Raw genomic sequence first — 26,083 nt, forward strand, 5'->3', positions numbered from 1 at the left:
AAAGTGCATAATCATCTGCTGTACCAGGGCCTGAGACGCCAATACCTACTATGTCTGAGCTATTATCCATTCCATTAACGTATAACCTGAAATAGACTGTCTTATCCGGACCTATATGCTGTAATTCGGGATAAGCTGATAAATCAATCGTTGCCTGTGAAGTTGATTGAGCGGCATTAAATAAATAGGATTTTGCCAGGTATTTGAAATTCACACCATCAAGGCTATATTTCCAGTACCACAGTTTTAGTGTTGGCCCGGTGGATATTAGCTTTGCATCAATCGTTGACAACGAGATCTTTTGTGATGCCTTTGGCTTTACTGTGAACTGAAAGTACAGGTTGTTATTGATTGCCACTGTAGTGTCAGAGGCATAAAGCGTAGATGCAACTGAGGCCGCAGCGCCAAAGCCGCCGGGGAGTGATATATTACCTGACCCGCTCACCGTTTTGAAACCAGCTCCCCTGGTTAATGTGGAAACATTCACGGCTGCATTATTTATGCTGGAATTGGCGGAAACTTCCGCGCCTGTACTGGCAGGACTTCCAAATTGCCAGCCCAGCAGCGGGACGGTCTTTTCAGGAGTGCCCGCATTTTTACGTTTATAGATCGTAAGATCATCAATATCCAGCCGCCCATTGTTAGCTGTTCCTAATCCAAATTTATTGATCCTGAAACGTACGTTACCGGGAATGTCCATTATAAAGGTGGCTTGCTGCTTATTCAGCTGGTGCGTTGAAATTACCGGCCCTATAGGCGCCCAGGTAAGTCCCTGGTTTGTTGAATATTCCAGCTGCCATTTCGATACGCTATCGGCAGCATAGGTGCTATGCTGCAGCGTTACCCTTGAAGCGCCTTCCGTAACATCAAAGTTCATCTGCAAGTAAGCCGGCGCCGTGTTACGGTCAATGATCCTTACCCCGTAGGTCCCGCTTGTGGGCTTATCATTCGCTGAGCTTCCGCCGATAATTGCGTTGTTCAATGTCCAGGTTCCTGTCCTGAAAACAACATCACCACTTGCGTAAGAGGTTTTTACCGGATCAGGGTTTTCGAAATCTTCCGGAAATTGCCGGTATAATTCGCCTAAATCATTTTCCTTTTGGCCAAGTATCGTCATCACGGCATAATGATCTGAAGCCGTATGTCCATTAAAAAGATCCAGTAACACATCGTGCTCATAAGCTTTCCATGTACTGGTCGCAAAAACATAATCAACGATCGTTCGCTCCCTTCGGTCAATATTAAAACCATTTCCGGTTCCCCTTTCTTTCTCATGATCAATCACTGCAAGGTTTTTCGTATCCTTTAACAATACAGAGTTGTTTAAGGTAATATAATTCGGGTCCCATTGGGTGGTATTAAGATCGCCCATTAACAAAGTGGGGGTAGTACCCGCAATTTCATTGATCTTTTGTAAGATCAGCTGAACACTATTCGTACGGGCAACAGTTCCGACATGATCAAAATGCGTACAAAACACATAAAAATTCAAGTTCGTTACCTGGTCGGTAAATTCAGCCCATATACACATACGTGCAAATTTGGCGTCCCATCCTTTTCCGGGAACATCCGGCGTTTCTGATAAATAGAAATGCCCATTTGACTGAAGCGTTAACCGTTGTGTATTATACAGCAAGCCGACCTGGATATTAGCGTCAAAACCAATGCTGTCAAATCTCTGCAGCGTATCGATCAGGTAGCCGGCCATAGATGGCAGCGTTTCCTGGAGCCCGGCAATGTCCGGTTTGTACTTTTCAAACTGGGAAACGACCATTAATTTCCGGTCAGCCCATAAATTTCCAACATCGGTAGCGTTGTCACCTCTTAAATTGTAAGTTATGACATTAAGCTTTTGTGCTTTTGCTGTAACTCCCCACAGAGAGATCAGCAAAAGGATTGAGATCAGATACTTCATAGTTTAGTGATTTAAAACAAGGGAAATATTCTTAATCCAGATTGACTACAACATTTTGATTACCTGTTGCAGTGCTGCTTATCTTAAGCTCTTTTTGTTTTGCGCCGTTTATCGTAAAAGATGACACGTGGCTTCCTTTTCCCTTAACGGTTAGATTGATCATTGCCTTTCGATAGGGAATGGACGTAATGCTTAAAGCGTGAATGCTGTCAGGCAGATACGGTCTTATATACAGATCATCATTTGTGAACTCAAATCCCAGCAGGCCATTGAGCACCATACGCAGATAAGCCGTAGCTGACCATGTTTGATTCTTAAATGATGTCCAGTGAATGTCTTTCTCCGTTTTTCTGCGTTGCCAGCCACCATCAGGTACACCTGAATCAGCATTATAAATTTCACGGAAGTTATAATTACCCTTGTCTTCATCCAGGGCCAGATGGATCAAATTATTTAACTCCGCAGTGAAGACGTCATAGTTCTTTGTGGCGAGGGCTGCATCAGCAAAAAAACCGTTAACCATTGGCCAGATCACTACGTTGTGCCTGCCGGGCTTTTTTGCATCATACCGCGTAAAAGCAGGTGATATAGAAGGAATGCCATGAGCCGAAGTAGCTGCAGCTCTTATCACACCGGCCGCTTGTTGTGTGTCAGGAATGCCGAATAATACGGCAAAGGAGATACCCAGGGCTTCCTGTGAACGGTCAACATTTCCCTGGCTATCGATCAGGTAATAAAATTTATTCTCTTTTGTGTTGTAAAGATATTTCAGGATCTGTGCCTTCAGTGCGGATGCCTGCTGATCGTAAGTATGTTGCCGGCCATCTTTCAGCAGGCCGCTCATTTCTGAAAGCGCCTTATAAGCGCCAAAATAAACAGCATTGGTGCTTAAACATTTGATGGTCTTTGATCCTTCATGGTCAAGCACAAAAGACGAATTGTTCAGGCTATCATATACAGATGCAGGGTAGCCGGCTATCCCGTCATTAAACACGGAAGGTCCGGTAAATAATCCGTAGCGGTGATCATAAGCGCTTTGCTCCAGCTCCTTCATCGTGTTCCCCGCACACCGGTAAGCTTCTTTTAAGAATACCTGGTCGCCCGTTACTTTATAGTGGTTTAGGGCGGCCAGGGTCCAGATGATCTTGTCCCAGTACTGGTGCCCGATCGAATCCTTTTTTACCGTAACGCTCCATAATGAATTTACAGCCACCTGCGGCCTTAACAAACTTGCACAGTTCCATGAGTTAATGGCGATATCCCTTGTCCACTCACCGCCATAATCACCTCCGGCAGCAAGTATTCCGCGCCTGACATTGATATCTACCGTATTCAAAGCAAGGTTAAAAGCATCAACGAGCGCGGTGTTATCTGAGCTGATCTTTTGGGCATTTACCACAAGCGGCCCTGCAGTGGTTATGAATAAAAATAAAGCAGAAAGTATCTTTCGCATCATCGGTTATGTTATAGCTTCTTTTAAAAATTATTTAACGGTTCAATACTGCTTGTCCAGCCCTCCGGAGGGGCCTTTGTTTCCGGCTGAGCGGAAGCGATGATCCGGAGCTTACCGCCCGCGTTGATCTCCTCCTGGGTAATGTAGATGCGGTTGAGCACCTTGCCATTCAGTATTACTTTTTTAATGTACTTATTGTGGGGCCCATAATTTTCAACTTCGATCTCAAATGGATCCCTGCCCATATGGTTCAATTTCACAGTCTTCATCAATGGCACATTTAAATAGTAGACCGGCCAGCCGGGGCAGGCTGGTGAAAAGCCACAGGCTGCAAGCACATACCAGGCAGACATAGCACCGGCATCATCATCCATAGTGCGGATATAGGCTTTAGGCTCATTTTTGTAAACCTTATCAATAAAAGGATCGATGCCTTTACTGTTGTCATTAAAGTAATATTGGATCACGGTATCCGCAGCAAACCGGTGCATCAGCTCCTGCGATTTCCACGGCTGGCCAGCCGCGTTGTACATTAATGGCGCCTGCAGATCCGGCTCATTGGCATGATTATAAAGGTCCTCATTAAAGAACTGATCAAGCTGGGAGATAAATGCTGAAGTTCCTCCTGCGAGATTAATGAGACCTTTGACATCAAACGGAACAAACCACCGGTACTGCCAGATGGTACCCTGGTAAAGGTTCCGGGCCTGTACTTTATCAACGTCCCCGGCTTCCAGGTTCTTAAAATCCTTTTCCCAGTATTTTTTATAATCGCGGGCCTTTTGCATGTATTTTTCACTCAGCTCATCCCTCTTCAGGATCTTCAGGATCTCCGCAAAAGCCCAGGTATCATAACTCGATTCCAGTGCTTTATCCGGTTTGGAAAAATCAAGATGATCTGTTTCTTTGGCCAGTGAATCAATGATCAGGTCAAATCTAACCGGATACCCCTTTCTGTAAGCATCCAGCAGCACTACTATAGCGTGCTCGGTCCGTACGGTATTTGTAGGTTCCGTCTGGGTAGCGTAATCCTGTTTGCCCGCTGTATAAAGATTAGCCAGAGAGGCTACCATTCCCCTGTATTTCTCAGGCCAGCCAACAGAAAGCAGGGGGAGCTGCGTACGGTAGTTGTCCCAAACCGCCCAGCCATTAAACATTGTTTCCGGGCTTTTCTTTTCGATACCATCTGTACCACGGTAAGTGCCGTCCTTTTCAGAGATCTGGTAAGGAGATTGCAATGTCCGGTACAGCAGGGAATAGAACAATTTCTGCTGAGCAATATCACCGGTCACTTCAATCCTGCTTAACTCCCTGTTCCAGGCGTTGTGGCCTTCTTTGCAAAGCTGATCAAATGTGCCGCGAAAGATAGATGATCTTGCATAGTCAGCATTTACCGACGACATGCCCACCCTGATCTCAACCGGATCATTTACGGTGCTGAACACGCCTGTTAGTTTGTGTCCGGGTTTTTCCGTCCATTTTACCGGCTGGCTAAATTCAAGGCAGTAATATAATTTATAGGTTCCTGCATTACAGGTAGTACGGGCTTGTATCCAGCCTGTTAGTGTGCGGCTGGTAACGACATGCTCCTCACCTACAAATTTATTGGCTAACGAATGAGCAAGATCAATGAAGTAACCGTTATTGCCGGCCGGGAAGTGATAACGGTGCATTCCGTTCTTCGGACCTGCAGCTAATTCTGCTACAATTTTATTGGTGAAGGCAACTTTATAATAGCCGGGTGTGCCAGACTGATTAATTTTTATCAGCTCTTTATCGTCTTCCCCATCAATGAAAGGCCTGATTAAAATATTCCCGCCGCTTCCGCGGCAACCTACACCCTCAAAGCGATTATGCGTAAATCCCAAAAAACGCCGGGCCTCGTACTCATAACCTGTATGTGTTGCCGGATAGGTTTGCGGCCCGATGCTCAGCATACTGAACGGATAGGATGCCGCTGGTGACAGCTGACCATGATCGCCCGATGTTCCTAAAAACACATTAACATTTGCCGCGGGGTCCGTGACTATTGTGCGCTGAGCACCGGCCATATTTAATCCTAAGGATAAAAATATGGCCAGGTAATATTTGGTATATCTCATATGCCGGTTAAATTGTTTTCCGGCCTTACTGGTTTCGCCGGTTCAATAATCGCACATTCAGCTATATTCAGTACAGCTGTTATTATGTTCCCTTCCATAGTGGATTGGTGCGTTACCTTATGTATACGAGCCATAGCTTAGCGGCCGGCAATTGCCGGCCACCCAAGCCATTGCTGATCACCAGCCGGGATTCTGGCCCAATTTGGGATTAACCTGCCGGTCATTCTCAGGTATAGGGAATAGATAGAATTTATCATCCCAGGAACGTTTTACATTTGTAAGCCAGGTCAGCTCACCGGAAGTATTGTTGGATAGTCTTTGCGGATTTGCACCACTCTTAATTGTTTCAGCAACATTAACATAAGTTACGCCGGGGATGGTAGTAGCTGGTTTCTCCTGGTAAAAGAGCACATCCGATACGCCATCCTCATTAAGGTCCAGCGCCTGGTTTAAAGCAGGTACATAAAATCCATTCCAGACCTGCTCCATTAACGGACCACGTTTCCACCTCACGATATCATAAAACCGAAAACCTTCCAAAGCCAGCTCAATCCCCCTCTCCCGCCGGATCTCCAACAGCACGGGATCGCTGATATCCGGGAAATAGTTAGCCTTTAAATAAGGGTCTGCTATCAAAGGTTTTGTACCGGTGCTGCCCGTTATACCCGCCCTTCTTCTCAGCGCGCCTATGGTATTATTCCAATCCTCATCAGTAAGCGTCCCAAGTTCTGCCTTCGCTTCTGCGTAATTCAATAAGATCTCTGCATAGCGCATCAACGGCAATGAATTAGTATTCCGGGAGCCGCCATCCATGGATGCATCATCCATAGTCAGCTTAATGGGCTGGTAGCCTGTGTATGTGTAAGAAAATACAGGTGGGGCAGCTTGTTGTACGCCGCCATTAGCGCGCGTGTAATTGCCCATTCTTATTGTTTGCTGCAGGCGCATGTCGCGGCTTTTCACCTCCTCGGGAAATGTCATGGTGCGATAACCGGCTGTATTCGTGAAGGGTGTACCATCTATATTCAGATAGGTATTTATGAAAGTACGCGTAAAGCTTAGCCTGTCGCCATAAGTGGAGCTTGTCAGGTACCAGTTGGCATCATTATAAATAGCCAGGGTTGGATCAACCAGGTTTGCTAATATTATTTCAGAAGGAATGATCGCCTGGCTGTTAAATAAATTCCGGTAGGCTTTATCCGTACCACCTGCAATGTTTAAAGCAAACCCGCCGTTGGTCATTACCTGTTCTGCAGCTTCGGCGGCGGCGGTCAGCAAACTATTAACAGAGCCTTGCAAATTGTATTCAGTATGATATTTCCGGAAAGTACCTTCGAACAAACACACCCTGGATTTAAAGGCAAGCGCTGTATATCTGGTGATAAGGCTCCGGGTGTTATCGTTGGTTGTAATATGCGATGCTGCATAATCCAGGTCCGCCATAATAGAATCAACGATCAGGGTTCTTGGATCACGGCCTGCATACAGATCCGGATCATCCACATCAAATGCCCTGTTGATCCAGGGTACATCTCCAAAACGTTTTAACTTTTCAAAATAAAACCAGCCGCGGAAAAATCGCGCGAGTCCGATATAATTTTCCCGGATAGGTTGAGAAACGGCAGGATCCGTACAGTTCTGTATAAAGTAGTTGATATTACGCAGATCACTCCATGACCATCCTGTGCTTTGCTGGGGGCTGAAGGCGCCGGGGCGGATGAAATCAGGAACCGTGGTCCGCGCCAGATAATCGCTCATTGCATCTCCTCTTATGATTGCGCTTGTGGTAGGTAAAATATTATAAAATGAATTGGTATACAGATCAAGGCCGGCTTTACTACCGAATACTGCAGCTTTATTAGCAGTAGCCTGCGGTTGCTGATCCAGTTTTTTACAGCCGGTGCTCATACAGCTCAGGAAGAACATGAACAGCAATGGCCTGAACAATTTTTCACTAACGATCGTCATATCAAATGTCTTTAATTGTTAAAATGTTGCGGATAACCCAAAAGTGATTGACTTCAATATTGGATAGTTGTTGCCATTACCGGCCGACCCATCGGACAAAATCCTGTCTGAACCGCCAATACTTTCGGGATCAATGTCATGCGTATTTTTGAAAATGGGCGACCAGGTCCATAGGTTTTCCCCCGACACATACATTCGTGCATCTTTAAGTCCGATCCTTTTAATCAGGTTAACGGGCAAATGATAACCAAGCTGGATATTCTTCAACCGTACATAAGCGGCGTTTTGAAGATACCTGGTCTGGCTCTGGGCAAGCTCATTGCTGCCTGCGGCTTTATAACCTGCAAACCTGGGAAAATAGGCATCCGGGTTTTCCGGGGACCACATTTTGTCTAACTGATTTACGGTTGCTTTAAAATAAGGGGAAGCATACTGGCCCCAAAACGTTCCGGTTGCGCCGATCGGATACCAATCGCGTTTACCTACCCCTTGTATAAACGCCCCGATGAAAAAACCTTTCCAGTCAGCGTCCATACTAAATCCGAAGGTATAATGAGGAAGAGCGTTGCCTATGATCCGCCGGTCACCCGGATTTCCTACGGTATTATTGCCGGCATCTATTACACCATCACCGTTCAGGTCTGCGAATTTGATGTCGCCGGGAGCAAGCGTTCCTGTATTGGACGCCTTTACAAGGATCTGTTTGGGCGACTTAGCGATATCCTCTGCTGATGTAAAATAACCGGCATTCTGATAACCCCATATCTCACCCATCTGCTGACCAACGTAGTAATCAGCTAACCTTTTGTCGGGGTTATTATATTTGGTGATCACTGCATTATAATCAGCAAGCGTGGCTCTGAAACCATAGTTAAACGGGGCGCCGGAAACGGTGATCGCATCGCGCCAGGCTACCGACAGCTCCCAACCCTTTGTTCTCAGATCAGCATAATTACCTTTGGGAGATGCTGTTCCAAAAACGGTGGGTAATGACGGCCCTAGTGTGAACATGTTAAGGGTTTTCCGTGTGTACAGGTCTCCTGAAACGGATAGCTTTCCATTCAGCACACTTAGATCCACACCAATGTTCTGGGTTCTTGAAGTTTCCCAGGTCAGGCCATCCGGCAATACGCCCGGCGCACTTGTGGCCTGCGGACGAACGCCATTCAGGATACGCCCAAGCTGGCTGATATTAAACTGCTCCTGGAACACATAGGAATTGATGCTGCCATTACCTAATGAGCCGTAAGAGCCACGGAATTTAAGGTCCGTAATGATCTTCGGTGAAATATGCCAAAAGGGTTCACTGGATACCCTCCAGCCGGCAGATAAAGAAGGGAAAAAAGCATAGCGCTGATTGGAAGGGAACTTGGAGGAACCATCGTAACGCCCGTTGCCTTCCAGCAGATAACGTCCTTTATAATCGTAGTTTAAACGGTAAAAACCTCCTACTACATTCCACCTGTCCCAATCTCCTGAAGTAACTATAGACTGACCTAATGCTAAATTGATGTTGTCCGCATCCGGATAGGCCAGGCCGTTACGCTGAACGGATGTGCTCTGAAATGTAGATTGCTCGTAATTGAAACCGGCTAATACCTTGGCATGGTGGCCACCGCTCAGCTTAGGTTCATACTCACCGTAAACGTTTGTTACAAAGTACCGCGTAGGCTGGAATGTCAGGGTAATATCATTAAAGGCCGAACCTACATATTCGATCACCCCCGGTTTCCGGCTATATGGCACAGGCACCCTTTTCACAAAGGTGTTATTATCCGTGTTCTGGAAAGTAAGATCACCTTTTATCCTGAATTGATCATCCAGAAAGCGTGCCTCAAAGCCGGTTGTATTGCGGAATACCTTTTTATCAAAATCATAGCCATTCTTACCATAAACAAAATCACCCACGGTATAAGCGGCCGAATAGGTTAATGTTCCGTCAGGATTATAGAGCGGCGCCACGGTATGCGCTTCTGCCGACATATTGATCCAGATACCGCCGCCTTCACCCACATTTAACGGGTTATGATACTTCATCGAAGAATAGTCGGCATTGTTATATACTTTCAACCATGGGAATACCTGCAGGGATCCTTTAGCCCTGAAGTTGTAAATATTGTAATCGTCAGAATTATATCTGAACAAGCCATCCTGCTGGTATATGCGCCCTGTTACCAGGAAGTCGGCTTTGCCGCTGCTACCGGAAAGGGATAAGTTATGATCTCTTGCCGCGGTATGATCCTTGTAAAGCAGCTTGTACCAGTCTGTGTTCGCATAATATACATACTCGCCGGCACCATTGACATCAACTTTTGGTAAGCTGGGATCTGCATCTCTTCTTTGCAGCTCAGCCAGATATTCTGCTGAGAACTTTACAGTTTTATTAATATTCTGCGCGGTTTGGGAACTGCCATACCAGGCAGTATAGGCCTCACTAAAAAGCCTGGCGAACTGATAGCCGTTAGTAACTAACTCAGGTACAGTGGTTGGGCTTTTGAACGACTGATTATAGGAATAGGTAACGCTTATCTTATCCTTCGACGGGCTTTTAGTCGTGATCAGCACTACCCCAAAAGCGGCCCTGGCTCCATAAATAGCGGCGGACGCTGCATCTTTTAAAACTGTAACACTTGCTACATCATTTGGATTTATACGGCTGGGATCACCTTCAACGCCGTCGATTAAAACCAGCGCATTACCTCCCTGGCCTATGGAGGTTGTGCCACGGATATTATAGCCGGGTGATTGTATGGGCTTTCCGTCCGCAGGAACCAGGTTTAAATTAGGCAGTAAGCCCTGCAGGCCCTGGGTCAGGTTTGGCAGCGAGCGGTTTTCCAGCGCTTTGGCAGATACCTGGTCAACAGCCCCGGTGAGATTTACTTTTTTCTGGGTACCGTATCCTACCACAACAACCGCTGACAGATCTGATGCCGCCGGGTTTAGCGTTAGCACCGCTGGCACGCTGCCTGCAGGATGCTCCTGCGTCTGATAACCGACGAAACTAAAAATAATGATGGTTGCTGCATCAGGAACTGTGATGGAATATTTACCATCCTCAGTGGAGGACACCCCGTTCATTGTTCCTTTCACCCTTATACTAACACCGGTTAGCGCTTCGCCTTTCTCATTCTGCACTTTTCCATTAATCGTCAGGGCAGCTTTTATTGAAGTGACCTTTGGCAATTCCTTTTCCTTAACTAAGATCAGCTCTCCCTGGATCTCGTAAGTTAAGGGCTGGTCCCCGAGGTAAGTATCTAACACCTCGGTGATGGTGGCATTCTTAAAATTAACATCCCTGGGGGAAATGTCTTTTATCTTGTTCACCGAAACTAATACGTTGTAGTTGGTTTGCTTCCTTAGTTCCCGGACGATTTGCTCAAAGGTTGTCTTCTTCTGGACAAAATTCACCCGCTGAGCAAATGTTTCCGCCCGCACCTGAAACAGGGCTACGAGAAATAAAACGGCCGTTAGCTTCATAAATAATAGGAATTTATTTGTGCCGCCGGGACGCGCACAAAGAAAACGTGGATAAATGTTATACATTTGTGTTACTGGTTAATATTGAAAATTTTGTTAGCAGCAAATATCATCAGTAGCCAGGCATCAGGCGGGGGTGTTCCACCACCTCCGCTTAATTTTTGGCCGCTTGTCAGCGATCTGACCGGATTTCGTTTTCTTATCTCATAGTTGGCTTAATTTATTCGTTTGATCATTTATATATTATTTCCCCTTTGGTAAGACCCTGATGGTTTTTCCATCTATCTCAAACCTGACCTCGCCGGTTATTTCCAGCATCTTTAATACTTGTGATACATTCGAGTAGCGCGTGAGTCCCCCTAAATAAGATTCCTTTAAATTAAACCCCTTCTGATATTGAATATCTACATCGTACCAACGCGAAACCTTTCGCATAATACTTTCGAGTGGTTCGTTATTAAATAAAAATTTATCGTTCTTCCAGGCCAAAGCATCTTCAATATCCGCGGCAACAACATTTATAGCCGGATTCCCGGTTGAATTAACCGCTTGCTGACCAGGTTTTAAAATGATATACCGGGATGATGTTTTAAGGCCAATGCTGCCTTCCACGAGCGTTGTTCTAATGACCCGCTCATCATCGTATGCATTAATATTGAATTTAGTGCCCAGATCTTCTACAACCTGGTCTTTAACACTCACTTTAAAAGGCTTACGCGCATCGTGTACAACTTCAAAATAAACCTGCCCTGTTATTTGAACGCTCCGTTGATTGCCATTAAATGCTACCGGGTAATGAATAGATGAGGCAGCGTCCAGTATAGCAAGTGTTCCATCGGCAAGTGTTAACTGGTATTTTCCGCCCCGCGGCGTCTCCACGGTATTGAATAATTCGCCATTGGCAGCTCCTGCCTGGCCATCGGTATAACTCAGCTGGCCATCTTCCTTTTTTGCGATGGTAACGCCGCCTTGTATAGCTACAAAACCATTTTTAGCTCCATTTAACTGGACCTTTTCCCCGTTGGCGAGGGTTAGAATAGCTTTATTCCCTCCCGGGGCTACATCCTGGATTGTGTGAGCCATTTGCTTTTTAACCGGTTTGCCCGGGAAAAGCAAAAAAGCTCCGTACGAGAGAATTATTATAACTGAAGCCGCTGCTGCTATTCTGGGCCAAAGCCATTTTTTCTTTGCTTCCTGTTGAACGATACCTGCCTTCGAATGGATACGCGCAAGCATCAGCCTTTTATGCTCTTGTGGTGTAAGGCCTATTTCTAAAATCGTATCTTCAGCATCTTCGCTTAAGAACCATTCGTCAAATTCCTGTTGTTCTGATACAGTAAGTTTTCCTTTCAGATAATTCCTGGCCAGCTTTTGAAGCCGGTTCCTGTTGGGAGGAATAGTCATACTGCGCTTAATTTTGGTTACTTTATTATAAGTACCCCTGGCTGGCCAAAACCCGCAAAAAAAAATAAAATTTTTTGGAAGAAGGATTAAAGCAAAGAACCGCCCAAAAAAATACCAGGTTCTACTCCTGTTGGGAGGAATAGTGACAGCACGAACTTTGGTACTTTATTATAAGTACCCCTGACTGGCTAAAACCCGCAAAAAAAATAAAAAATTTGGGAAGAAAAATTGGGGGAAGAAGGATTAAAGTAAAAAGTCGCCCAAAAAACTGCCAAGATCTATCCGCAGTTTCCGCCGCACACGCAACAAATGGGCATCTACAGCCTTTTCCGATAAGTTTAGCTCAGCAGCAATTTCCTTGTAGGACTTATCTTCGTTTTTCAGCTGATAAACTAAGCGGCTCTTTTCCGGCAATTTGCTAACAAGCATTTCCAGGCGTTCGCGGATCTCCTCAAATTCCAGGTACTCCTGGGGGGAATCGCCCAGCGGATCACTGATCAGCTCTAAATCAACAGAGCGTGAAGAAGCCTTTTTAGCAAGTACTTTAAGTACCCTGTACTTTATGGAAACAAAAAGATAATTGGAAAAATCACCGTTTATTTTAAGGCTTTCCCGCCTTTTCCAGAGCGAAACAAAAACATCCTGCACAATATTCTCGGCTTCCATAAGGTCACCGGTTTTTCGATAAGCTAAACTTAATACCCGGTCCCAATAACGATTGTAAAGCACATCGAATGCGCTGGCATCACCGTTTTGCAGTAAGCTAAGTAATTTTAGATCATCAAATGTATGCAGCCCGCCCATGGATTATAATGGTTGAATAAAGCTATAAATAATTTCCCGAAATAAACAATTGATTGTAAACTGCATGTTAACTACTAGTTATATTAAGTTCAATTCTGAGGTTACTCCGTACAGTATGTGTAAATGCTACGCTATCACCCGCTGACTGATGACAGCCGGTGATCCTCTGCCATTCGCTGGTTATAGGACCAATTGTGCTATTAAACCTTTATTTTTAACTTTAGCTGCGATAAGATAATAAGCCCCCAAATAACAATGACAACATCCATATTTAAAATAACCATCCACATGGTCTCCAGTCTCGATGGCATTATTGCCAAAAAAGACAATAGCGTCTCCTGGTTTGAAACAACCGACAACTACGAAAAAGGAGTTACGCTCACGGAAGAGGATACCAGTAAATTTCTTAAAGCAATAGATTGTTATGTAATGGGCGCCCGCACATACGAACATGCTCTGGAGCTTTCAAGATCTTATGGATGGGCTTATGGAAACACGCCAACGATTGTATTAACTCACCGGAACCTGCCTGTTGAAAGATCAAACATTGAACTTTATTCGGGTGATCTGAACAAACTGGTGAATGAACGGCTAAAACCAAACTACAAACATGTTTGGCTTGCAGGCGGGGCTATGCTTGCCAAGGATTTCATCCGTTTAAAGCTGGCAGATGAAATAAGGTTATCCATTATGCCCATTATTCTGGGCGATGGCACACTGTTCTTTGATCAGGTAGGACAGGAACAGGCATTGCACCTAAAAGATGTGACAGCCTACAAAAGCGGGATGGTGGAATTATTTTATGAGATAAGAAAGTAATGGAACGAACGTAACAATTACGAAGCACTATTGTATATAAATTTTATTATATGTATCTTCAGGGCCGGGAGCACTAGTTATACAAGGGACAATCATCACATTAATCACTATCCTATGCCTACAGAAAGATGCATGAAAAACCTGTTTTTCATTGCTTTAGCAGCGGTCACCTGCATTTCCTGCAGATCTACCGAGCTGGTTTACATTAATGTATTGAAACCGGCGCCCGTGACTATACCGGCCTATATTAAAAGCCCCGGTGTTGTGAACAGAACCACCGTTACCTCACAGCATAAGACAGTAGACGCCGTTGACAAGATATTCAGCCTTGAAGGGGTACAGCTTGACAGAGAAGGAGCACAAAGCAGCGTAAGCGGGCTTACCGAAGAACTGCTGAAAAACAACCGTTTCAGCGATGTAAAAGCGCTGGGTGAGCTGGATCTGACCACCAATGTTCCCGGGCTTTTCTCTGCGCCGCTCTCCTGGGAAGCCGTGGACAAAATATGCCGGGAACAACATGTGGACGCCCTCTTCTCACTGGAGCTTTTTGACACCGATTCAAAGATCAGCTATGCCGCTGTACCGGTTTCTTTGAAAACACCGCTGGGCAATGTACCAGGCATAGAGCACCAGGCCAGTATGCTTACCACTGTTAAAACAGGGTGGAGGATCTATGATCCCGCCAGCAGGAATATCCTGGATGAATTTCCCGTTGCCAGGGACATTACTTTCTCCGGCAGGGGTATCAACCCGGCCGTTGCCGCCGGTGCACTGATCAACCGCAAAGAGGCAGTAAAGGAAGTGAGCGTACAAGCAGGGCAATATTATGCCATGCGGATCATTCCCTTCCGGACAAGAGTAACCAGGGATTATTATGTGAAAGGCACTGATAATTTCAGGACAGCCCGGCGTAAAGCGCAAACCGGCAACTGGGACGGCGCAGCTGAACTATGGAAGAAAGAAACCACGAACCCTAACAGTACCGTAGCCGGCAGGGCCTGTTATAATATGGCCATTATCTGTGAGATCAACGGGGAGCTGGACCTTGCAATCAAATGGTCGCAGAAAGCTTACGAGGAATACAAGATCCGCCTTGCGCTGAACTATATCCGTTTACTAAAGAACAGGCAGGCAAGCGATGAGCTGCTGAAACAGCAGCAGGCAGAATAATGTATTTTATCTATGAAAAACAGAACAGCAGCGCCTTCTTACAGGCAAACTGCTGTTCCATCCTGTGAACTAATCATTGCCTTCCACCTTCACAATTTTGTTATAAACGCCAAAAAGCAGGAAGGGCGCAGCCCATTGGCCTAGGAAAAGGCTTACATGCTTTTTGCCCATACACTGCAAAGCCAGCGACAATCCCATAGCGCCTAATGCTGCCCATAAAAAGGTATCTGACGGTATTTTGGCTGTTTGGTTCTCGATAGTCTTTGCAACTGTACCTTCTTTCTTTTGCTGGTTTAATATGTCCTCCATAATAACTGATTTAATGATGAATAATAAGTTCCTCCTTAATCTGATCTTATAAAATCATGCCATTAATACCAGCAAACTAAGCAGGGACAAGCGTTTACACGGGAACGGAGAGTACAAGCCCTCCCTTAATAACAAATTGTATCCTTATTTCCTCACTACCCCCAACTATTATCCGCATTTATGGGAATTGGTAATACAATTCTATTTGGGAAAGATCATACTGTACCGTTGGCAAATATGCCGGTGATACCGAAGATGTGCCCGCCGGAAGTGCTGCACGGTATAATCACTGCTGCCGGTATAAAAGCCTGCGCCGGCCGAATAAGGAAACAGATTTTTAGGGCTATATTAATCTGCGGCAGGCTGATCACAATTTCTGGATCTTCCTCACCTTCACCTGCCCGTTATGCTTCAGTGACAGTATATAGGTACCTGCCGGCTTACGGCCGGCATCAAACGGAACATTATAGGCGCCTGCTTCCAGGCGTGCATTGATCAGCACTTTCACCGGTTTGCCATTTATATCATACACTGCAAGATTAACCATACCTGCTTTTTCTATGTTAAAGCGGATCATTGCATGATCATTAAATGGATTGGGAAAACTGTTCAATGCAGACGGCTTTTCAGCATTATGTGTAACATTCATACCGGCCGGTGAGCGCAGGCTGCTGCCTGTTTGGATCTTTACTTCCGAATAGCTGTTCCATGCATTCACGCTGTTACCATGGCCAATTATGCGCACATATTTGCCGGTTACCGGGGTAAAGGAAAATGTTTGCAGGTTAGTGGAAGTACCGCTGCTTACCCGCCCTGCTGCTGCTGTGGTCCAATGCTGGGGATCATTACCTACCAGTACATCAAAAGTAGATGTGCGTACATTGCCGCTGTAAAATGCGATCTGCACACCCGATACCGATACTGTATCATCCAGGCAAAACTGGATCCATTGCCCGTCACCATTGGCAGACCAGCGGGTGTTCAGGTCACCGTCCAGCACATTCGCCGGCACATTGCCATCATCGGCGCTGGCAGTTACCGGCTGGCAGCCAGATGGCTGGTCAGTTGCAAAAGGGCCTACCATTGCAGGTGTGAGTATGCGGGCAATAACAGGAGCGGAAGAAACTTCATCAGCGCCAATATCCAGGGAAGAAGTCCGTGGCTGCCCGTCCATATCAGCTGTAACCGCTGCATAGGAGCCTGTTGCTGCATTAATAGCAGGACTTCCACTCTGCAGGTGAAAAGTACCGGTGGCGTCTCTTGCCAGCAGTGGATTAACGGTCGTATATCCGCTGGATGGCATATCACCATCGCCATTGGTATTATACAATATATTCCCCGACCATACCGCACCGGTATAAGGTCCTGCAATGGAAGCTGCCGGTCCCCCACCCTGGATAATATTATTGACAACCGTTTGAGCCGTAGCGCCCAACCCGTTTGTACGGCCGGCCTGCACTATATTCGTTGTATTATTCACCAGCGTGTTAAAAGCGATCAGCGTGCGGTCCGGACGATCATGTGCGGTAAGCGCAGCTCCATCTGCTACTTCTCCATCGCCATTACCAATATTAATAGCAGGATTACAATTCTCGAAATGGTTGCTGAAAATGTTGTGATCATCTCCAAAAATGCGGATCCCCGGCGTGTTAATAAAATAGTTTCCATACACAGTGCAGTGGTTGCCATGCCTCAAAGTGAATTGGGCCGGGCAATTGCGGATGGTATTATAACGGATGGTAACGCCGGATGATTTAATAGAGATCAGCTCATTTTCACCTTCACAATCTTCAAAAAGGTTATACTCTAAAATACTGTTGGAAGTGGAGAGGCTGTAGCCGCTAAGTCCGAACTGCAAGGTTTCAGCGCCATTGCCGGTTTGCGGCTGCTGATCCAGGAAGTAGTTATGATGAATGTGCAGGCGTTGTGCGATCTGGCTGCCGCTGCCGCGTACTGCAATAAAACGTCCCAGGGCATTTTTATGCTGAAAGGTATTATGATCTACTTCATGATCATTACCGTTCAAAGTAAGATTCTCACCTGTACCTGGTGTCTGGAACACATTGCAGGTCCAGCGGCAAAAGCTGGTACCGCTTGCCATAGTAGCCTGGGAAGCGTTAAAGGTAAATTTGAATCCCTTGATGATGATATACCTTGCAGGACTTACAATATTAAAACCGGCCGTCCCATTTATTTCAGCACCCCCGATTGTTTGCGCGGCAATGGTAATAGGCAGCGCAGCGGTTCCCTGTTTGCTGATAGTAATGTCTGTTGACGCCGTGTAAACACCATTGGCAAGAATAATAACATCTCCCGGCGCAGCATTATTGATCGCTGTTTGTAAAGCCGGTAGAGAAGAAACATTTATGGTGGCAGCTGAAAGCCGCATCGCAGCTGTTACGCACAACACAAAGAAAAAGATGCTTAACGGGTAATTTTTCGGGTTCATGTGGAATGATTTAGAGGGTAATTTAATTGAGCGTGGACACATAGGGGCTCGCAACACCAACGGGAATTGTGCAGGCATACATAGGAATCCTAAAATTGCGCAATACGAAGGATCTTCAACAGTTCTTACTCGTGGAATGTACGTTAACCCTAATCTAATGTAAGTACTTTTTCTCAAATTGCAAACGATTGCATAAATTCTTAAAAAACGGTTCTTCCAAGTAACACTATACTGTGTAACCCAATACCAGCGGTTTGTTCAGGGCTTAAACCCTACCCTTAAATTTTAAAGACCGAGAAAAAAGTATAAGTAATTGGTAAAATTAAACACCATATCCCTTTTCCATATAGCTTGGCTAAGCCACTTACTGGCAACTGCAATAAGTCTGCTACAAAACGAAAGCCGCACAGACCATATGATCCATGCGGCTTTCCTTTATATACTGATGATAATTACTATTCTGTTTTCAGGCTGTTCACAGGATTCATAACAGCGGCTTTTATAGCCTGGAAGCTTACGGTTGCCAGTGTAATTACCAGCGCACCGCCGGCAGCAGCTATGAACACCCACCAGGAGAGCGTTGTGCGGTATTCATATTGCTGCAGCCATTGATGCAGGCAATACCCTGCCAGCGGAATGGCAATGGCGCAGGATATTATCACCAGCGCTACAAAATCTTTCGACAGCAATTTCCACAGGTTGAATACAGAGGCGCCCAGCACTTTGCGTATGCCTATTTCTTTCGTGCGCTGCTCTGCCACAAAAGATGCCAGCCCGAATAATCCCAGGCAGGAAATGAAAATGGCAAGCATTGCAAAAAAGGTGGTGAGGTTGCCGATACGTTCTTCATTATCGAACTTTTTGGCGTATTCATCGTCCGTGAACTTATATACAAAAGGGCTGCCCGGGTTGTATTTCCTGAATACCGGTGTTATCCTGGCCAGGCCTTCCTGTATGGATATGCCGGGCTTTATCCGCACCGTTATTAAACGGGCCCAGGCCGGGTTCAGGTGGAAAATAGTAGGCCGCACCGGCTGATAGGGTGATTCCATTACCATATCCTTTACTACGCCAACGATCACATGATCCTGGTTAAGCCAGCGGATAATCTTACCTATTGGTTCTTTAAAACCAGTGAGCTTTACGGCTGATTCGTTCAATATAAAAGCGCCGGTGTCTGAAGCAAAGCTCCGGGAAAAATCGCGGCCTTCCTTTAATTTCCAGCCGATGGTATTACCAAAGTCGTGCGAAACAGCAATAGTGCCCGGGCTCACTACCAGACCAGGATCTTTACCTTCCCAGTCAACAAGGTTATTAGACCATACTTCCGTAGGCGCGCTGTTGGATTCCGCCATATCGGCCACTGCGCCTGTTTGCAGCAGGTCGTGGCGAATGGCGTTGTAATGCCCCTGTATATCCGGCGTATTCATATCTACGGTGATCAGTCCCGCACGGGTATAGCCTACGGGCCGGTTGCGGGCATGCTGTATCTGCCGGTAAACAAGAAGCGTGCTTATAATAAGTGAAACGGATACCGTGAACTGCACCACTACCAGCACTTTGCGGGGAAGCGCCGCAAACCTGCCTGCACGGAAAGTGCCTTTGAGCACTTTTACCGGTTCAAAGCCCGACAAATAAAATGCGGGATAGCTGCCGGAAACCAGTCCTGCAAAGCAGGTAAAGGCAAGCGTAAATATCCAGAACAGGGGCATGCTCCAGGGAATGGCCATGGCTTTGTCCGACAGGTTATTGAAGAAAGGCAGCAACAGCAGTACCAGCAGCACTGCCAGCACCAGCGCCAGGAATGCCACCAGCAATGATTCGCTGAGGAACTGCGCTATAAGCTGCCCGCGGAATGATCCGATGGCTTTGCGAATGCCTACTTCGCGGCTGCGTTTTTCGCTCCTGGCTGTGGAAAGGTTCATGAAATTGATGCAGGCCAGCACCAGCACAAACACGCCTATAATGCCTATAAGCCATACCATGCTGATACGGCCGCCGGCCACTTTACCATTCTCAAAGCTGCTGTATAAATGCCATTTTTCCATAGGATGCAGCAGCAGCTCTTCCCGTGAAAAGTTAATATGCGGTGTGGGTACATTGCGGATCTTAGCGTTCACTTTATCAATATCCGCATGATCGCTTAGCTGCACATACAGCTGGCACATATGATTATCCCATTGTGTCCGGGCATTTTGTATCCAGTCAGTGTTATTGACATACCAGTTCCAGGGCAGCAGCACCTTTATATCCCTCATGGTGGTGTTATATGGCAGGTCTGCATACACGCCGGCTACCTTCATATCTGTCTTATTATCCAAACGCACTAATTTATTCAGCGCGTCGCCCTCTCCAAAAAGGCTACGGGCCACCGATTCAGACAGCAATACAGAGGAGGGGTCTTTCAATGCATCAGCATTGCCCTGCAACATTTTCAGGGTTAACATCAATGGAAAATCCTGCTGCGCCCACACACCTGTTTGCGATATTTGTTTATCGCCCACCGCCAGTATATGTGCGGCAGGATGGGAAACCAACGATATATACTTAAGATCAGCAGCGTATTTATCCTGTAGCTCAGTACCCATGGGAATGGAAACCGTACTGCCGGTATAGGTTTTTCCGCTGTTGGTTGCATTTACCATCACCTGCGCCAGGCGATGGTATTGATGGTGCCAGGTGTTAAAGGAAACCTCATCCCATACCCATAGTCCTATCAGTAATGCTACGGCCATTCCTGCGGCCAGGCCTACAACATTGATAGCAGCATATAATTTACTGTGCGCCAGATTGCGCCAGGCAATTTTAAGGTAGTTTTTGAACATGGTATCAGCATTAGGTGAGTAAGTCTAATTGCAAGACCACCAAGGCTGTGCCATAAAAGACGGTTGTAAAGGCCAGCAATATAAATATATATTATTTCAACATGTGTTCATTTTTGAACCATGCATGTTCACTTTGGCGCAAGAGAATTTTAAGGGGTTTAAAGGGAAGAGGGATCTGCCTTCTATTTCCTGTCCAGGTCTGTTATTAACAATGGATTTGATCTTTTCAGCTCATCGATCAGCTGCTGCACTTCGATCGTAGTAGGGTTTTGTTTGATCCTTTCTACTTCTTCACTGGTGATGCCTACCATTTGCAGGAAAGATACTTCTCCGTGAGGCGTATCGATCTTACCCAGCTCAGGGTCCAGTGTAAATACAACACCTGTAATATTGGTTTCGGTTTCCAGGCGTATAGGACCGTTGGCGGGGATAAAATGATTCTCTTCAAACCATTTGCCACTCTGGTATACATACCTGGCCAGGTTATTCATCATCTGAACAACCCAAAGCGGGTCACCTGCATCACCTGCATAGGGTTTTAATCTAAAGGTAAGCTCAAAGCCCCATTTGCTGAATTCACCGCCGGCCTTTTCTACATTATAATACAGCTCCGACATGCCATAGCTGATGATATGCCTGTGAGGTTCCTGTTTATTGCTGTCATAAATGCTGGCGCCATCAATTGGATCTGTTCCGCCTGCCGCAAAATGAAGGCCGCAAAGCGGGCCATAATGCCTGGGTTCTGTTCCCCCGTATACTTTATCCAATGTTGCATCAATTGATAACCATCCTACGGCATCATCTTCTGAAAATCGTTGCTTATATTCTTCAGCTATCATGTAATAATGAATTTAGGATACAGGTTAAAAGATAGATCGCGTTTTGCATATAATTGGCCGTCTTATTTTTAAAACGCTTTACATGCCAAAGGTAGGTTACTCCTTCCCTCCCACAAACTTCCAATACGCTGCAAAGCGCTGATCATAGATCCTGGATACCGGCACCAGTTTCACCGGCTTTCCATCACTGGTCTGGTCTGTTGTAAAAGTTAGCCTTGTTGAAGGCATTTTCCGGATCCAGCTCAGTTGCTCCGTAGTCCCGGTAAGGGAAGGCACTGTTATGGTTGCGGCGTAAGCCGGGGGTACATTGCCGAAAAAATAATCGGTGGTCATGATCAGTGAATCAGCCATTTTTTCGCGCCCCAGCTCACCGGCCAATACCAGGGGCCCATACATTACAGAAGCATATGCAGGCGCGTCAGGCAGTGGCTGCAGGTGGAGCTGCATCGGCAGGTTAACGGTTACTTTATCGCCGTTATGCCAGCTGCGGCTGATCACCACAAAGCCGGTGCTGTCCGGCGCTGCCGCTATGTTCTCACCATTCACTTTTACAGTGATCCCTTTAGCAGCCCAGTAAGGAACCCTGAAATGTATTGCATACCGCGCAGCTGCTCCACTGATCTTAAACGCGGCCTGCTCCGTATCGGGGAATGAGGTAACCTGTTCTATGCTGATACCTTTTGCTTTCCATTTTACTTTGGAAGGGATATAAAGGTTTACATACAGATCATTTTTGCTGTGAAAATAAATGGAGGATGCATAACGCACATGATCTTCCATACCGGTGCCGGTGCAGCACCAGAACACTTCCTCGTTCTTACCAAACGTTTTAAAGCCGCCGGGCTGCTGCGTATGGAAGTACATCATGCCGCCGGTTTCAGGATGAATTGCAGAAAGAATATCGTTATACAATGTTCTTTCCACGTAGTCGCCAAACTTAGCCTGCGGATGCATACGGAAAAGATCATTGCTTAATTTAACCAGGTTATAGCTGCAGCAGGTTTCGCCTGCTTTAATACCCAACTCCGGCAACAAGGTATCAGGGCCGTGATGCCAGTATTCATTGTAACCCGTACTGCCATTGCTGAAAGCACGGTGGCCGGTTACCTGGTTCCAGAAAAAATCAGCGGCCTGCAGGTAATAAGCATCCCCGCTAACCTCATACTTACGGAGGGCGCCAATAAACTGCGGGATGGTGGCATTTGCATGCTGGAAGTTGCTGGTAATTTTTTTGTTCAGCACATCCCTGCCTTCAGCGGCAGGTTTAAGTTTGGATGTTTGCTCAAAGAAAGTGGCCGCTGTTTTATGTCTCTCATCATGGGTAATAACATACAGGTTCAGCAGGGACTCTTCAATACCTCCCTGCTCAATAATATCCAGCACTTTTACCCAGTGTGCTGTATCGCTGATGTTTGCTGCGCGTGCAGCAAACCAGTCGCCAAACCGGGTGGCCACCTTCAACGCCTGTTCATTGCCGGTAAGAGTATAGGCATCCAGAAGGCCCTGGAGTATTTTATGCAGGGTATAATGTGGCGCCCATCCCTCCCCGGTTTTTTCAACCCGGTCAATATCTTTTTCAGGGAAAGCGCTCAGGTAGCCATTCCCCAGCTTATCCTGGCACTCCGCAAGGCTGCTTACTATATAGTTGATCCGCTGTTTTATTGCGGGCAATGGCTCTTGTGCGTACCAATAGCTAAGCGCCGACAAATAGTGCCCGGTAGTATGCCCGCGCAATGCCACCCCGGGAGCTTCCCAGCCGCCATAGGGCTTAATGCCCGGCTTATCCGGTATACCTGCATTTTTCCTGAAGGTATATAACAACCGGTCAGGCACTATAGACAACATTACTTTTTTATCCGTATTGCCGGCCTGGAAAAAATCACCGCCGGTAATGGTAACATCTTTTACCGGGAATGCCGATACCTGCTCCTGTCCAAATGACCAGGCAGCAGGTAGCTGTAAAAAGGCCAGCAGAATAATATATCTCATATGCATATACGGTTAAACAGTGTCGAAATTAATGGTACACCGCTTGTTAAGATACCTGTATCTTAGCCGGATCTGGTTGATTTTTATCTGCCTCCGGTGAATTTTCTGTTAAATAACCCGGATACTTATTCTAGCGGGCTGCTGCAGCTGTAGAATATATAATTATTCTTTAACTTGCACCGCTTGAACAATGTTCTGACGGCCTTTATTCCAACTTAGCTATTAGCTGGTAGCAATCATTTTTATTAAACCTTTTTCTGTGGATCCCAACGATCTTTATAGCCAATTCAGAGAGTTATTTTTAACCTATTACGATCCGCTTTGTAAATATGCTTTTACGTTCCTGAAAGACAAAGAAAGCAGCGAGGATATAGTGCAGGACGTTTTTACCCGCATATGGGAAAAGCACCGGGAAGTAATACGCTCTTCAAAGATCCGCGCTTACCTGTATACAGCGGTAAGGAATAGCTCCTTTACCCATCTGACCAAAGAAAATAAGCTGCCGGTTTATAGCTTAACGGATTGGGACACCGGGGAAGAGGAAGCCACTCCCTGGGATCTGACAGCGGAACCGGATCAACAGGATAATATCAACTACCGTGAATTGCTGCAAAAGGCTATGGACAATCTTCCGCCAAAGTGCCGGGAAGTATTTCTGCTAAGCCGCTCCGGCAACCTGAGTAACCAGGAAATTGCAGATCACCTGGGCATTTCTGTAAATACGGTCAACAATCAAACCTGGAAAGCCATGAAGCTGTTAAAGGCATTTATACGAAAGGCCAGCTTGTGGATCCCACCGGTTTTATTTATTTTCTTCTTTGGGGATAGGAGTTTTTGAAAAATGCGGGTCTTAATTACAGGAAAAAAGTATGACATCATTACCTGAACATATAGCAATAATAATAGAAAAACAGCTGAAAGGCCTGCAGAGCAGCGCAGAAATGAAAGTGCTGGAAGAATGGAGGGCAGCTACAACGGAGCATGAGCTGTTCTACCAGCAGGTGCTTAAACTATGGGAAGAATCAGGGGCCATATTGCAGGAGCCTGTTTTTGACGCACAGCAGGCATGGCATAAGCTGGACCAGGCCCTCGGGCATGGTAAGGATGAAACAGCGCCTGCGCCCCAGCCTAAGATCCGTTTTATGGCAAGGGTATTGCTGGCAGCCTGCCTCACGGGTATCCTTTTCCTTGCAGGCTGGATGTTCTTCAAAAAAGATACGGGCCTGCTTCACCTGGAAGCAAATGCTAAAGCTAACAAACAGCTAACGCTTCCTGACGGATCAATGGTTGTGCTGCGCGAAGGCGCTTCCATCAGCTTCCCGAAAAAATTCAATAAAAAAGAACGTGCAGTTATCCTCCGCGGCGACGCTTATTTTGATGTTCAACCGGATAAGGACCGCCCTTTCCGCGTACAAACGGTAAGGGCTAACCTTGAAGTGATCGGCACCTCTTTCCTGGTGAATAGCAATCAACAATACGACCGGCTGGTGGTAACCATCGGCAAAGTAGCTTTCATAAACAGGGAAGCAACGGGGGAACGGCATATTGTTTCAGCCAGCGAAGCCGCTGTACTGGATAAAAGCGGGTTTAACATGCAGGAAGTGAAGGATTCAAATTATCTGTCGTGGCAAACCGGCATTCTGCAGTTTGATAATACACCCATTGACCGGGTGGCCGCAGAACTGGCAGATCATTACAGCCGCTACATACAGCCGGATAGCCTATTGCTGGCAAGGCCGGAGCTTTACGCCATCACCGCCCGGTTTGAGAAACAGCCGCTGGAACAGGTGCTGGATGAGCTAAAGCTGCTTGTTAACATCCGCTACCGCAAGCAACAGGATACTATTATTTTATTTAAACCTTAGCTCCGCGATTATTTTCCCTATCCGTATGTTACGTTCTTTTTTTGTTGTGGCCTGCTGTTTCCTGTTATCGGATGCGATGGCACAAAACAACCTGTTAAATACAAAGTTCCATTGCCGGGCGGCAGCAGGCAATGCACATAAGCTATTGCATGACCTTGCCGCTTACAGCAGGTTCAATATTGAATACTCCCCTGTTATACTGGATAGTACCGTAAACATTACATTGCCGGATGGAGAAACATCCCTGGGAAAAGTGCTGAACAGGATCTTAAGCGGACAACGTGTATCCGTGATCGAAAAAAACAATAAGATCATCATCTTACATGCTGATGCTCCCCTGCCAGCCGATGCTTTGCTGGAAAAACATATGCTCTACGGATTCATTCAGCAGGAAAACAGCCTTGAACCCATCCCCTTTGCTTCCCTGCGGGATGTATCGGCAAAGGCCATATGCGAATCGAATGTTTATGGGTTTTATAGTATCATACTCCCTGCCGGTGAACATGTGTTGCAGGTTTCCTTTACAGGATCTTCCTCAAAAACCGTAACCATAGATCTCACTAAAAATACCCAGCTGAATTTTTTCCTTTCCCCGGCCCTGTTGCCTGAAACCCAGGTAGCAGCGGGCAACATGCTGAAAAGGGATGCCAGTATTAAGCTGGATAGATACCAGGCGGGCTTATATAGTAATATGC

General features: G+C 46.2%; 17 protein-coding genes. 5 read left to right on the plus strand and 12 right to left on the minus strand.

Annotated elements, in window-relative coordinates:
• From VIM87_RS25365 to VIM87_RS25395, 7 genes are all read right to left on the minus strand, one after another.
• Positions 1-1,915, minus strand: a 1,915-nt coding sequence (locus VIM87_RS25365) for an endonuclease/exonuclease/phosphatase family protein (protein ID WP_331999695.1), incomplete at its 3' end; no start/stop codon positions are given.
• Positions 1,916-1,946: 31 nt separating this feature from the next.
• Positions 1,947-3,371, minus strand: coding sequence for an MGH1-like glycoside hydrolase domain-containing protein (locus VIM87_RS25370; protein ID WP_331999696.1), 1,425 nt, complete (start codon positions 3,369-3,371; stop codon positions 1,947-1,949).
• Positions 3,372-3,391: 20 nt separating this feature from the next.
• Entirely contained in the window at positions 3,392-5,470 is a 2,079-nt protein-coding gene (locus tag VIM87_RS25375; RefSeq protein ID WP_331999697.1) for a glycoside hydrolase domain-containing protein, read from the minus strand.
• A gap of 177 nt (positions 5,471-5,647) precedes the next feature.
• On the minus strand, positions 5,648-7,438 hold the full coding sequence (locus VIM87_RS25380; protein WP_331999698.1) for a RagB/SusD family nutrient uptake outer membrane protein: 1,791 nt from the start codon (positions 7,436-7,438) through the stop codon (positions 5,648-5,650).
• Between the two features lie 18 nt (positions 7,439-7,456).
• Positions 7,457-10,762: a TonB-dependent receptor gene (locus VIM87_RS25385; RefSeq protein WP_331999699.1), complete on the minus strand. Its 3,306-nt coding sequence runs from the start codon at positions 10,760-10,762 to the stop codon at positions 7,457-7,459.
• A gap of 396 nt (positions 10,763-11,158) precedes the next feature.
• Positions 11,159-12,319 carry a FecR family protein gene (locus VIM87_RS25390; RefSeq protein WP_331999700.1) on the minus strand — a complete coding sequence of 387 codons (1,161 nt, stop codon included), beginning with the start codon at positions 12,317-12,319 and terminating at the stop codon, positions 11,159-11,161.
• 243 nt (positions 12,320-12,562) lie between these two features.
• Positions 12,563-13,123, minus strand: a complete 561-nt coding sequence (locus VIM87_RS25395; protein ID WP_331999701.1) for an RNA polymerase sigma factor — start codon at positions 13,121-13,123, stop codon at positions 12,563-12,565.
• A gap of 255 nt (positions 13,124-13,378) precedes the next feature.
• On the opposite strand from VIM87_RS25395, the gene VIM87_RS25400 reads away from it, so the two are divergent.
• Both VIM87_RS25400 and VIM87_RS25405 read left to right on the plus strand, forming a co-directional pair.
• Positions 13,379-13,942 carry a dihydrofolate reductase family protein gene (locus VIM87_RS25400; RefSeq protein ID WP_331999702.1) on the plus strand — a complete coding sequence of 188 codons (564 nt, stop codon included), beginning with the start codon at positions 13,379-13,381 and terminating at the stop codon, positions 13,940-13,942.
• 114 nt (positions 13,943-14,056) lie between these two features.
• Positions 14,057-15,112 carry a DUF6340 family protein gene (locus tag VIM87_RS25405; RefSeq protein ID WP_331999703.1) on the plus strand — a complete coding sequence of 352 codons (1,056 nt, stop codon included), beginning with the start codon at positions 14,057-14,059 and terminating at the stop codon, positions 15,110-15,112.
• Positions 15,113-15,181: 69 nt separating this feature from the next.
• Here VIM87_RS25405 and VIM87_RS25410 read toward each other — a convergent pair whose 3' ends face one another.
• The 5 genes from VIM87_RS25410 to VIM87_RS25430 all read right to left on the minus strand — a co-directional run bounded on the left by VIM87_RS25410 (position 15,182) and on the right by VIM87_RS25430 (position 23,523).
• Positions 15,182-15,421 carry a hypothetical protein gene (locus VIM87_RS25410; protein ID WP_331999704.1) on the minus strand — a complete coding sequence of 80 codons (240 nt, stop codon included), beginning with the start codon at positions 15,419-15,421 and terminating at the stop codon, positions 15,182-15,184.
• Between the two features lie 367 nt (positions 15,422-15,788).
• The gene (locus VIM87_RS25415; RefSeq protein ID WP_331999705.1) at positions 15,789-17,870 is read right to left on the minus strand and encodes a chondroitinase-B domain-containing protein; all 2,082 of its coding nucleotides are present in this window, start codon (positions 17,868-17,870) and stop codon (positions 15,789-15,791) included.
• 455 nt (positions 17,871-18,325) lie between these two features.
• Positions 18,326-20,695, minus strand: a complete 2,370-nt coding sequence (locus VIM87_RS25420) for an ABC transporter permease (RefSeq protein WP_331999706.1) — start codon at positions 20,693-20,695, stop codon at positions 18,326-18,328.
• A gap of 182 nt (positions 20,696-20,877) precedes the next feature.
• A complete protein-coding gene (locus VIM87_RS25425; protein ID WP_331999707.1) occupies positions 20,878-21,534 on the minus strand; it encodes a suppressor of fused domain protein in 657 nt (218 codons plus the stop codon).
• A 96-nt stretch (positions 21,535-21,630) separates the two neighbouring features.
• The gene (locus VIM87_RS25430; protein ID WP_331999708.1) at positions 21,631-23,523 is read right to left on the minus strand and encodes a beta-L-arabinofuranosidase domain-containing protein; all 1,893 of its coding nucleotides are present in this window, start codon (positions 23,521-23,523) and stop codon (positions 21,631-21,633) included.
• 259 nt (positions 23,524-23,782) lie between these two features.
• On the opposite strand from VIM87_RS25430, the gene VIM87_RS25435 reads away from it, so the two are divergent.
• The 3 genes from VIM87_RS25435 to VIM87_RS25445 all read left to right on the plus strand — a co-directional run.
• The gene (locus tag VIM87_RS25435) at positions 23,783-24,361 is read left to right on the plus strand and encodes an RNA polymerase sigma-70 factor (RefSeq protein ID WP_331999709.1); all 579 of its coding nucleotides are present in this window, start codon (positions 23,783-23,785) and stop codon (positions 24,359-24,361) included.
• 31 nt (positions 24,362-24,392) lie between these two features.
• Complete coding sequence (locus tag VIM87_RS25440; RefSeq protein ID WP_331999710.1) at positions 24,393-25,388, plus strand: FecR family protein; 996 nt, start codon at positions 24,393-24,395, stop codon at positions 25,386-25,388.
• A gap of 25 nt (positions 25,389-25,413) precedes the next feature.
• On the plus strand, positions 25,414-26,083 hold a 670-nt coding region (locus VIM87_RS25445), incomplete at its 3' end, for a carboxypeptidase-like regulatory domain-containing protein (protein WP_331999711.1).

This window comes from Chitinophaga sp. (assembly GCF_036569125.1).
Classification (GTDB): Bacteria; Bacteroidota; Bacteroidia; order Chitinophagales; family Chitinophagaceae; genus Chitinophaga.

Coding starts and splice junctions, on each gene's coding strand:
- VIM87_RS25370 (WP_331999696.1), bottom strand. CDS start 3,371: ATGATGCGAAAGATACTTTCTGCTTTATTTTTATTCATAACCACTGCA.
- VIM87_RS25375 (WP_331999697.1), bottom strand. CDS start 5,470: ATGAGATATACCAAATATTACCTGGCCATATTTTTATCCTTAGGATTA.
- VIM87_RS25410 (WP_331999704.1), bottom strand. CDS start 15,421: ATGGAGGACATATTAAACCAGCAAAAGAAAGAAGGTACAGTTGCAAAG.
- VIM87_RS25390 (WP_331999700.1), bottom strand. CDS start 12,319: ATGACTATTCCTCCCAACAGGAACCGGCTTCAAAAGCTGGCCAGGAAT.
- VIM87_RS25440 (WP_331999710.1), top strand. CDS start 24,393: ATGACATCATTACCTGAACATATAGCAATAATAATAGAAAAACAGCTG.
- VIM87_RS25395 (WP_331999701.1), bottom strand. CDS start 13,123: ATGGGCGGGCTGCATACATTTGATGATCTAAAATTACTTAGCTTACTG.
- VIM87_RS25380 (WP_331999698.1), bottom strand. CDS start 7,438: ATGACGATCGTTAGTGAAAAATTGTTCAGGCCATTGCTGTTCATGTTC.
- VIM87_RS25430 (WP_331999708.1), bottom strand. CDS start 23,523: ATGAGATATATTATTCTGCTGGCCTTTTTACAGCTACCTGCTGCCTGG.
- VIM87_RS25405 (WP_331999703.1), top strand. CDS start 14,057: ATGCCTACAGAAAGATGCATGAAAAACCTGTTTTTCATTGCTTTAGCA.
- VIM87_RS25400 (WP_331999702.1), top strand. CDS start 13,379: ATGACAACATCCATATTTAAAATAACCATCCACATGGTCTCCAGTCTC.
- VIM87_RS25425 (WP_331999707.1), bottom strand. CDS start 21,534: ATGATAGCTGAAGAATATAAGCAACGATTTTCAGAAGATGATGCCGTA.
- VIM87_RS25415 (WP_331999705.1), bottom strand. CDS start 17,870: ATGAACCCGAAAAATTACCCGTTAAGCATCTTTTTCTTTGTGTTGTGC.
- VIM87_RS25420 (WP_331999706.1), bottom strand. CDS start 20,695: ATGTTCAAAAACTACCTTAAAATTGCCTGGCGCAATCTGGCGCACAGT.